The organism is Rhizobacter sp., from assembly GCF_031412075.1.
GTDB lineage: Bacteria > Pseudomonadota > Gammaproteobacteria > Burkholderiales > Burkholderiaceae_C > Rhizobacter.
This window is the reverse complement of record NZ_JANOCG010000555.1, coordinates 1-8731: the sequence shown is the minus strand read 5'-3', so window position 1 is coordinate 8731 and position 8731 is coordinate 1. Positions and strand designations below refer to the sequence as shown.

The following is an 8731-nucleotide window of genomic DNA, read 5'->3' as shown; positions in this document are numbered from 1 at the left end:
CCGGCGGTGAAGAGCGACAGCAGCACGATGATTTCGGTCATGTGCTCGAGCAGCTTCGCGTTGTCGAAAGGGGTGGGTGCAGCGAGCGCCAGGCCCAGGGGCCCGAGGGCCAGGCCCGCCAGCAGGTAGAGCATGGAGGTGCTGACGGGCATGCGCGACAGCATCGACCCGCTCAGCGCCATCACCACCAGGATCGCGCCGCCCAGTGTGAGCCAGAGTGCAAAAGTCATTCGGCAGGATACGCTGGCCCAGTGCTACTTGGGTGCCAGCACCTTCGACAGGTTGATTTCACCCTTGGACTCGAAGCGCATGCCCCCCCACCCGGTGCTCGAGAGGCGCCCGCGCAGCGTGTAGTCTGCGGCGGGTCTGTCGGGGCTGGTGGCCACACCGATGAGCTGTCGCAGCGCCGCCAGCGCCGAGACCGACACCGGCACGGTGATCACCGTTTCGCCAAAGCGCGGCACGCTGCCACGCTCTGCGCTCACGCCGGTGGCAAAACTGTTGCCGCGCAGGTCGAGCGCGATCGAGACGCCGTCGAAATCGAGCGCCACGTCGTTGGGGTTTTGCACGCGCAGCTTCACCGCCATGCGAATCTCCATGCCCTCGCCGGGCAGCGGGTCGATACCGACCAGGTTGACCTGGATCGGCTCGCGCAGCCCCAGGCTGGCGCAGCCCCCCATCAGCCAGATCACGGCCAACACACCCACCCATCGCCACCACCTGCGCCTGTTCATGCGAGCTCCTCGCGTTGCCACCGCCGTGAGTCTATTGAGCTTTGCGCAGCCCGGCAGACTACAGTCGCGCCCATGAGTTACGAACTGCATTACTGGCCCACCATCCAGGGCCGCGGCGAATTTGTGCGGCTGGCGCTGGAGGCCGCGGGTGCGCCCTACATCGACGTGGCCCGCGTTGAAGGCAAGGCGGGGCAGGGCGTGCCCGCCATGCTGGGCTACATGGAAGGCGCACACGAGGTGCACCCGCCGTTCGCGCCGCCCTTTTTGAAAGACGGCGCCGTGCTCGTGGGGCAAACGGCCGCCATCCTCCACTACCTCGGGCCTACGCTGAAGCTGGTGGCCCGCAGCGAGCAGGCGAGGGCCTGGACGCAGCAGATCCAGCTCACCATCTGCGACATGGTGACCGAGGCGCACGACACGCACCATCCGATCAGCGTGGGCCTGTATTACGAAGACCAGAAGCCGGAAGCCTTGCGCCGCGCTCAGGCCTTTTGCCGCGAGCGCATGCCGAAGTTCTTGCAGTGGTTCGAGGCCATCGTGTCGCGCAACACGGGTGGGCCGCGCTACCTGGTGGGCGGCAAGCTGAGTTATGCCGACCTGTCGCTGTTTCAGCTGATCGAGGGCCTGCGCTACGCGTTTCCAAACGCGGCCCAGCGTGTGTTGGCCAAGACGCCCCTCATCGTCGACCTGCACGACCGCGTGGCCGCGTTGCCGCGGGTGGCGGCTTACCTGCGCAGCGAGCGGCGCATAACGTTCAATGAAGAAGGCATTTTTCGCCGCTACCCGGAGCTCGACCAGCCGCCATGAAAGCACCCGCAAGACTGCAATCCCTGATCGAAGAAGGCCTCATCGACACGGTGGTGCGCCAGCTCATGAGCGGCAAAGAGGCCATGGTCTTCGTGGTGCGCAGTGGCGGCCACACCTTGTGCGCCAAGGTCTACAAGGAAGCCACCCACCGCAGCTTTCGCCAAGCGGTCGATTACACCGAGAACCGCAAGGTCAAGAACAGCCGGCAGGCGCGCGCCATGGCCAAGGGCACGCGCTTTGGCCGCGAGGCCCAAGAGGCCGCCTGGCAGAGCGCCGAGGTCGACGCGCTCTACCGCCTCGCCGCAGCCGGTGTGCGTGTGCCCAAGCCTCACAACTTCTACGACGGTGTGCTGCTGATGGAACTGGTGGCCGACGAAGGCGGTGATGCCGCACCGCGGCTCAACGACGTGGTGTTCACGCACGAGCAGGCGCTGGCCCACCACGCCACGCTGCTCACCGAGGTGGTGCGCATGTTGTGCGCGGGGGTCGTGCACGGTGACTTATCGGAGTTCAACATCCTGCTCGCCGCCGATGGGCCGGTGATCATCGACCTGCCACAGGCGGTGGACGCCGCGGGCAACAACCACGCGAGCCGCATGCTGCTGCGCGACGTGGCCAACCTGCGCGGCTTCTTCGGCCGCTTTGCGCCCGAGCTGCTGCCGACTCAATATGGCCCCGAGATCTGGGATCTGTACCAGCGCGGCATGCTGAGTGTGGATACGCCGCTCACCGGCCGCTACGAGCACCGCGCTGGCGCGGTCGACCTGGCCAGCGTGATGCGCGAGATCGACGATGCGCGCGCCGAAGAGGCTGCACGCATCGTGCGCATGAAAACCGTGCAGTGACATCGGGCCGAGGCCGCGTAGGCGGCCGAAGCAAGACCCTTCTGCACGCCCGGCCTTGCAAGTGGCCGGTCAACCACCCTGAGATTGCCCGCGTTGAACGGTTCACCAAGCAACTACAAGGTGGGTCGACCATGCCACATCAGCTGCACCACGGGTCTCCATCCAAACCGGCGACGCGATGGAACTTCCGACAACTCACTCCGCTCGTCTGCGCGCTCGCTGTCGCCTTCGCCGTCGCGCTGCCCAGTGCCGCGAAAGAAGTAGAGATTGTTGGAATGAGCACCTTCAAGCCCTTGACACCCGATCGGCTGGCGAAGCTGCCGCAAGGTGCGGTGTTCTCTGCAGCTGATCTATCTTCCGGCGCGTTGTCGTTTCGCGTGCGCTATGAAGACAGCACACAAGACACCGACCCTGACTTCTATGTGGGTCGCTTTGACCGCGCGGTTCGTGAAGTCCAGTTGACCGTGGGTTCGACCACGATTGCCCTGCCTGCTGAAAACGTCGAACTGGTGGTGAGCGACGGTGGCCTTGGCTTTCCTGAGCGCGAATCGGTGCGGGTGAAATCGTGGCTGGCCACACCTTCGGGGATCGTGCGCTTCAGCTGGATTCAAAGTAACCAGGCAAGCGATCGCAAAGACCTGCGTGGTGCGCCGGGGTCGCTGGCGGGTGATGCTCTTCCTGAGCAAACAGTTTTCGCCAATCTCGCCGCCACAAATCGCTTCGACAAATTCGTTGTTCTCGAGTTGAGCGCTCCGGCCCAGGCGCTGCCGCTCGTTTACGTGAGCACATCGAAAGTCACCGTGGCTGCACAAGCCGATGCAAGGAGTCGACCATGATGACGCGGCGTTTTGTTCTTCCCATGCGCCGTGCAGCCGCGGCTGCTGTTCTTGCCTTGGTCGCTGGCATTTCCGGTTGTGGCGGCGGCGCCGAGGTGGTGGTCGTGGCCCCACCACCGCCACCTTCGCCCGTCATTGCTCATCTGGACATTGCGCTCACGCGTGTGGGCCCCGAGGCCGTTCAGGTCGACTGGAGCGATGACCCTGAAGCTGCGAGCTTCGTGGTGCGCCGCGGCGGCCGCACGCTGGCGCAGGTCGATGCGCTCAGCTTGGTCGACGCCTCGGTCCAGTTCGATGGCTACTACTGCTATGACGTCGCCGGCTACGACTCAGGCGGCGACTTGGTGTCCTACAGCGACACCGTCTGCATCACCATCTTTTGAACTATCACCACGCATGGCTCACCGCGAGCCCTGCGAAGGTGACACCGCCAAAAGTCTCGCTGCGGGTGCGCCCCAGCGTGGGCGTGACGGTCCATTGCGGTGACAGATAAAGCGCGGCCTTGAGTTGAAATGTGCGCACCGTTGCGGGCTCGTCGAGCACGCGGTCGGCGATGAAATCACCCGACACTGTCATGGCGTCGAACCGATAACTCCCGCCCACCCTGCTGCTGCGGTTCAGCGCCATTTCGTCGCGGGATACAAAGGACGGGCTGGCCTGCGGTAGCGCTTGCGACAACAGCGACGTGCTGCCACCCGTGCTGGCTCCGTTCTGTTGCGTCGAAACGCGGTAGTCGTAGTGCATGGTGGCGGCGTAGACCGTGAACTTGCTTGTCAGCTGCACGTTGCCGTGTACGCCGAAGCCGCTGCCCTTCAATTGCTGCAAGACCGGAACGGTCGCGGTACCCGAGGGGGGCGTCGGTGTCGTCACAGTTCCGGCGAGGCGCGCGTCGCGGTGGTGACCATCGAGTCCCAAGCCGAACTGCTCACCACGCCACTCCAGTACACCGTCCCAGTCGGTCTGGCGGAAGTCGCTCCCGCCGCTGCGATGGGTCGCAACCAGCGATGCCTGCCAGTGCTTGCCGATGTAGCCGGCGCCTGCACTGGCCACACTCGCCCGTCGCGCAGTGGAGGTCTGCTCTTGGCGGGTCTGGCCGCCACCCAACTGCACCCAAGCGCGCTCACCAACCGGCAGCGACAGCAAGCCCATCACCGCCTGCCCGTGCTGGGCATCGCGTTGCAGGCTCGCTGCGACGTAGCGCATGTCGGCGTTGGTTGCCGTGGTGTCATTGCGCTCGCTACCCAATGCGGCGCTGGAGGCAAGCAGTGCGAAACAGGCAAGGCCGCAAGCGGACCGGGGCGGGAAGGTGCTCATGTTGCGATGACGAGAGAGTGGGAGATTCGAAACTTGGAAGCAGGCCCTGACGCATGCACGTCAGGGCCTGGGCCCATCAACGGCCCACGCTGGCGTCGCCCGAGACCGAGGCATTCACCGATCGGTCGGTGCGCGATGCGTTCGCAGAACCCGACGCCGACGCATTGCCGCGCGGCGTGTTGCCGGTGGCGCTGGCGCGCGCAGCCGCGTTGGAATCGCTTTGCATCTGGCCGGCAGTGCCGGTGACTGCAGCCTTGGCGTTGCCCGCTTGTCCGCGCACTTGGTCGGCGCCTTGGCGCAGCTTGTCGTCAGCGCTGGCCTTGGCGGATGCGGCCTGATCCACCGCGGTGTCGCGGCCCGCTTGTGCGCTGGCGTCGGCATCGGCCTTGACCTGAGCGCCCTTGGCGGTGGCAGCGTCTTTGGCCTGGCCCACCTGGCCGGTTGCGGCGCCGGTCGCGTCGCGCAGTTTGTCGCCGCTGGGCGACGCCACCGCATCGCGTTGGATGCCGACGCGGGACTGACCACCGATGTCGAGGCTGCGCGGGCTGACCGTCGCGCCGAGAGTTGAGCTAGCACCACCCAGCACGCCGGCATGGGCCGCCGAAGCGGCAAGGCAGGCTGCCAGCGTTGCGAGCTTGAGAGCGGGGCGCGAATTGAAAACTTGCGTGGTCATGAGTGATCTCCTTGAACTGTGGGGAGGGCCGGCCCGTCCGACCCTCTTGCTCAGTACAACGAGGCCCGAGGCCCGATCCATCCCAACTATTTTGTAACGGTGATGGCTTGCACAGAGTGAAAGCGCGTCACGGGCGCCGCGCGGAAACGCGCTCCGGCAATGTCCTGGCCGACTCGCCGACCAAGCCGTGCCCGAACACGTCGTCGCGGCCAGCGTCACCGAGATCGGTGGCATTGCGCTCCAGGCGCTGCAGGGCCGCGGCCGCGGATGGTGTGTCGGGTTCGCGGAGGGTTTCAGCCAGCAGCCCCGCGACGATGGGGGCGGCGAACGAGGTGCCACGCGCCACCACGTAGCCGCCGCCTACGCGGGCAACGGCGACCTCGGCGCCGGGCGCCGACAAGATCACTTGCCGACCCTGGGCGGCTTCGGGCAGCGCGCGGCGTTTCGGCGTGACCCCGCTGACTCCGACCACGCCTGCATACGAAGCGGGGTACAAGGCCGGTGCGCCGGGCCCGTCATTGCCGACCGCCGCCACCACCAGGTGGCCACGACGGATCACCGCCTGCGTGGCTTTGTCGAGCAGGGCATTCGGTGGGCCGACCAGGCTGATGTTGATGACCGGTACCCGCTCGCGCGCCATCCAGGCCAACGCCCGCGCGACGTCTTCGGCCGCACCGCCGTCGGGCTGGTCGCAATAGATGTCGGCTGCAAAAAGCTCGGCCGTGGGTGCCACGCCAGCGAAGGCGCCGTCCCGCCCCACCAGCAGCGAGGCCACTGCCGTGCCGTGCGGGCTGGGCAGCTGCCGGCCGTCGCACCCCTGGCTGTGGATGCGCGCCTGCGCCAGCGCCGGGTGGCGGTGGTCGATGCCGCCATCGATCAAGCCCACACGCCGCTGCGATGCGCGTGACGGCGCCGAGTGCGCCGCTTGGCCGCGGCCCGTTTCACCGCCGCGCAGGTACAAATGGTTGAAGTCGACAACGGCATCGGGTTCGATGGCGCGCAGCCGCTGGGCGGCCTCCGAGAGCGCTTCACCGTCGGGCGCACGCAAGACCACCTGGCGCAGATCGAGCTCGCTCAAAACTTGTTCACGAAGCAGCGTGAAGCCCTGCGCAAGGGCGGCCCGCAACGCAGGCTGCGACGGTGCCAGCCAGATCAGCTCGCCGCGGCGCACTGGGTGCCCGGCGGAGTCGGCCTCGATTCGGTCGGGGTGGCGCCGCAGCAGATCTCGCTGGGTGTTCAGCCGCAGCTCTTGCAGCGGCACCACTTGCCGCAGCGTCTCTTGCACCGCGGGCTGCTGCTGCAGTCGCCCGCCACCCGGCAAACTAACCGAAGGCAGGCGCAGCTGGGCCGCAGCAGGCTCGGCGCACACAAGCATGGCGGCACCGAGCCAGCTGGCAAAACGAGCTGCGTGCCAGCGGCGGCGTGTGGAGGAGTTGGCGAGCGTTTTCATCATCTGTGAGGATAACGAACGGCAAGTGGAAGAAAATCCGCCACCCACTCGTTGTCCCCCATAGATGGTGAACTCTGTAACGGATGTGCGAACCCAGATCGCGGCCCTGTTGCCGCGGCTGCGGCGCTTTGGGCGCACGCTGGCCCACACACGCGAGGACGCCGATGACCTGGTGCAGATGGCGCTCGAGAAGGCCCTCACACGCACCGACCAGTGGACGCCTGGTACGCGTCTGGACAGCTGGATGTTCAGGATCATGCAAACAACGTGGATCGACGAGCTCCGCGCCCGAGAACGGCGCAGCCAGACATTTGTTTCCGAAGAGGAGGGCGAGCACGTCGGCGTGGCCAGCAACGACGCGCAGGTCGATGCGATGGCCGTGCGCAAGGCGATCGCCCAGCTCGGCGACGACCAGCGCGCCGTCGTGGGCCTGGTGATGGTGGAGGGCTTGTCTTACCAAGAAGCCGCCGGCGTGCTTGATATTCCCGTCGGCACGCTCACCAGCCGCCTGGCCCGTGCACGCGAAACGCTGCAGACACTGCTCGGAGGCACACATGAGATGGACCGATGAAGAACTGACGGCCTATGCCGATGGCGAGCTCACCGGCGAGCGCCGGCTTGCTCTGGACGAGGCCCTGAGGCACGACGCGCAGCTGCAGGGTCGAGTTCGCACATTGCAGGCCCAGCGGCAGCGGATCTCGGCAGCGTTTGCCAGCGTGCTGGCAGAGCCGGTGCCCGAGCGGCTCACGGCCCTGCTGGCGGCACCTGCCACCGAAGCCACACCGCCGCCGGTGGTCGACCTGGCAGCCGAGCGGGAACGACGCACGGTGCGGCGCAGCGCCCCCAGCTGGGCGCAGTGGGGCGGCATGGCGGCCAGCGTGGCGCTGGGGGTGGCGATCGGCATGCAGATCAGCGGGCTGGGCACGCCAGTTGCCAACGACGCGCTGGTGAGTGAGGCCGGCGGCAAGCTGGTGGCCGGCGGTCCACTGGCGCAAGCGCTCAATGCGCAGCTTGCGAGCGACGCCGCCGCCGCAGGCTCGGCAGCGCCGGTGATGGTGCCGGTGAGTTTCATCGACAAAGACGGCCAGTACTGCCGCGCATTCAGCACCGAACGCATGGCCGGGCTCGCCTGCCGCGAAGCCGCGCAGTGGACCATTCAAACTGCAAGCGGCGCTGAGCGGGCCGCGTCGGGTGAGATGCGTCAGGCCAGCAGCCCGCTGCCGCGTGCTGTGCTCGAAGCAGTCGACGCACGCGCGGCCGGCAACGCGCTGAGCTCGGCGCAAGAACGTCAGGCGCGAGATCGTGGTTGGGTTCGTTAGGTGAGGCGAGACGGCCTGACACTTCCTGCGTTCAGGCTTATCTGACGCGCAAACAAGCACAGATGAAAAGCTTCGTTCACGGCACATAGGCTGCTGCGTATCGTGCACTTCATCGGCCTGTCATCACAGGCCCTGAGGGAGCACACAGATGAATGTCGTCTTACTGGCGGGCAGCCCGTCTTCGCCGTCTCGGTCGCACGCGTTGCTGACCCATTTGCAGCATGAGCTGCGCCGCGCCGATGCGCTGTGCCACACGCTGCTGCTGCGCGACTTGCCGGCCCAGGCCTTGTTGCAGGCCGATGTGGCGCATGCGGACTTGCAGGCCGCGTTTCAGCGAGTGCGTGACGCCGATGTGGTGGTGATCGCCACCCCCATCTACAAGGCGGCCTACAGCGGCCTGCTCAAAACATTCCTGGATCTGTTGCCGCAAGACGGCCTGGCCGGCAAGGCTGTGCTGCCGCTGGCCACCGGGGGCAGCATCGCCCACCTGCTGGCGATCGACTACGCCTTGAAGCCGGTGTTGCATGCACTCGGCGCGCGCCACATCGCCGACGCGGTGTTCGTGGCCGACCCTCAAGCGCGATTGCAAGCCGGCGGCCGCTACGAGTTTGACCCCGCCGTGATCGAGCGGCTCGACCGCGCGGTGCTCGGCGTCCTGGAGCTTTCGCCGCGCTCACGGCGCAACGCACTCACCTCAGAAATCTCCTGACTGCAAACCCCTCGACTCACCAGAAAAGAAAGCCCCATCACCAT

At 66.6% G+C, this 8731-nt stretch carries 11 protein-coding genes and 1 pseudogene; 7 read left to right on the top strand and 5 right to left on the bottom strand.

Annotated features, from left to right (window positions below; translation table 11 throughout):
- Positions 1-230: pseudogene (locus tag RMO40_RS20660) on the bottom strand (cation:proton antiporter); the annotation flags it as partial.
- A 24-nt stretch (positions 231-254) separates the two neighbouring features.
- Entirely contained in the window at positions 255-734 is a 480-nt protein-coding gene (locus RMO40_RS20655) for an LEA type 2 family protein (protein ID WP_309725367.1), read from the bottom strand.
- A gap of 72 nt (positions 735-806) precedes the next feature.
- Between RMO40_RS20655 and RMO40_RS20650 the strand changes: the two genes are divergently transcribed.
- From RMO40_RS20650 to RMO40_RS20635, 4 genes are all read left to right on the top strand, one after another.
- The gene (locus tag RMO40_RS20650) at positions 807-1541 is read left to right on the top strand and encodes a glutathione S-transferase family protein (protein ID WP_309725365.1); all 735 of its coding nucleotides are present in this window, start codon (positions 807-809) and stop codon (positions 1539-1541) included.
- Entirely contained in the window at positions 1538-2386 is an 849-nt protein-coding gene (locus RMO40_RS20645) for a PA4780 family RIO1-like protein kinase (RefSeq protein ID WP_309725363.1), read from the top strand. The genes RMO40_RS20650 and RMO40_RS20645 overlap by 4 nt, the downstream gene beginning before the upstream one ends.
- Positions 2387-2517: 131 nt before the next feature.
- Positions 2518-3222 (top strand): hypothetical protein, encoded by a 705-nt coding sequence (locus RMO40_RS20640; RefSeq protein WP_309725361.1) that lies wholly within the window; start codon positions 2518-2520, stop codon positions 3220-3222.
- Complete coding sequence (locus RMO40_RS20635; protein ID WP_309725359.1) at positions 3219-3605, top strand: hypothetical protein; 387 nt, start codon at positions 3219-3221, stop codon at positions 3603-3605. The genes RMO40_RS20640 and RMO40_RS20635 overlap by 4 nt, the downstream gene beginning before the upstream one ends.
- Before the next feature lie 4 nt (positions 3606-3609).
- Here the strand turns inward: RMO40_RS20635 and RMO40_RS20630 are convergent, their stop codons facing one another.
- From RMO40_RS20630 to RMO40_RS20620, 3 genes are all read right to left on the bottom strand, one after another.
- Positions 3610-4536, bottom strand: a complete 927-nt coding sequence (locus tag RMO40_RS20630; RefSeq protein WP_309725357.1) for a hypothetical protein — start codon at positions 4534-4536, stop codon at positions 3610-3612.
- 76 nt (positions 4537-4612) lie between these two features.
- Positions 4613-5209: a hypothetical protein gene (locus tag RMO40_RS20625; RefSeq protein ID WP_309725355.1), complete on the bottom strand. Its 597-nt coding sequence runs from the start codon at positions 5207-5209 to the stop codon at positions 4613-4615.
- A gap of 127 nt (positions 5210-5336) precedes the next feature.
- Entirely contained in the window at positions 5337-6662 is a 1326-nt protein-coding gene (locus RMO40_RS20620) for a S8 family serine peptidase (RefSeq protein WP_309725354.1), read from the bottom strand.
- 64 nt (positions 6663-6726) lie between these two features.
- Here RMO40_RS20620 and RMO40_RS20615 point away from each other — a divergent pair, with 64 nt between their 5' ends.
- From RMO40_RS20615 to ssuE, 3 genes are all read left to right on the top strand, one after another.
- Positions 6727-7230 (top strand): sigma-70 family RNA polymerase sigma factor, encoded by a 504-nt coding sequence (locus RMO40_RS20615; protein WP_309725352.1) that lies wholly within the window; start codon positions 6727-6729, stop codon positions 7228-7230.
- A complete protein-coding gene (locus RMO40_RS20610; protein WP_309725350.1) occupies positions 7214-7978 on the top strand; it encodes a hypothetical protein in 765 nt (254 codons plus the stop codon). The genes RMO40_RS20615 and RMO40_RS20610 overlap by 17 nt, the downstream gene beginning before the upstream one ends.
- A 148-nt stretch (positions 7979-8126) precedes the next feature.
- Positions 8127-8687 carry an NADPH-dependent FMN reductase gene (gene ssuE, locus RMO40_RS20605; RefSeq protein WP_309725348.1) on the top strand — a complete coding sequence of 187 codons (561 nt, stop codon included), beginning with the start codon at positions 8127-8129 and terminating at the stop codon, positions 8685-8687.
- Positions 8688-8731 lie beyond the last annotated feature (44 nt).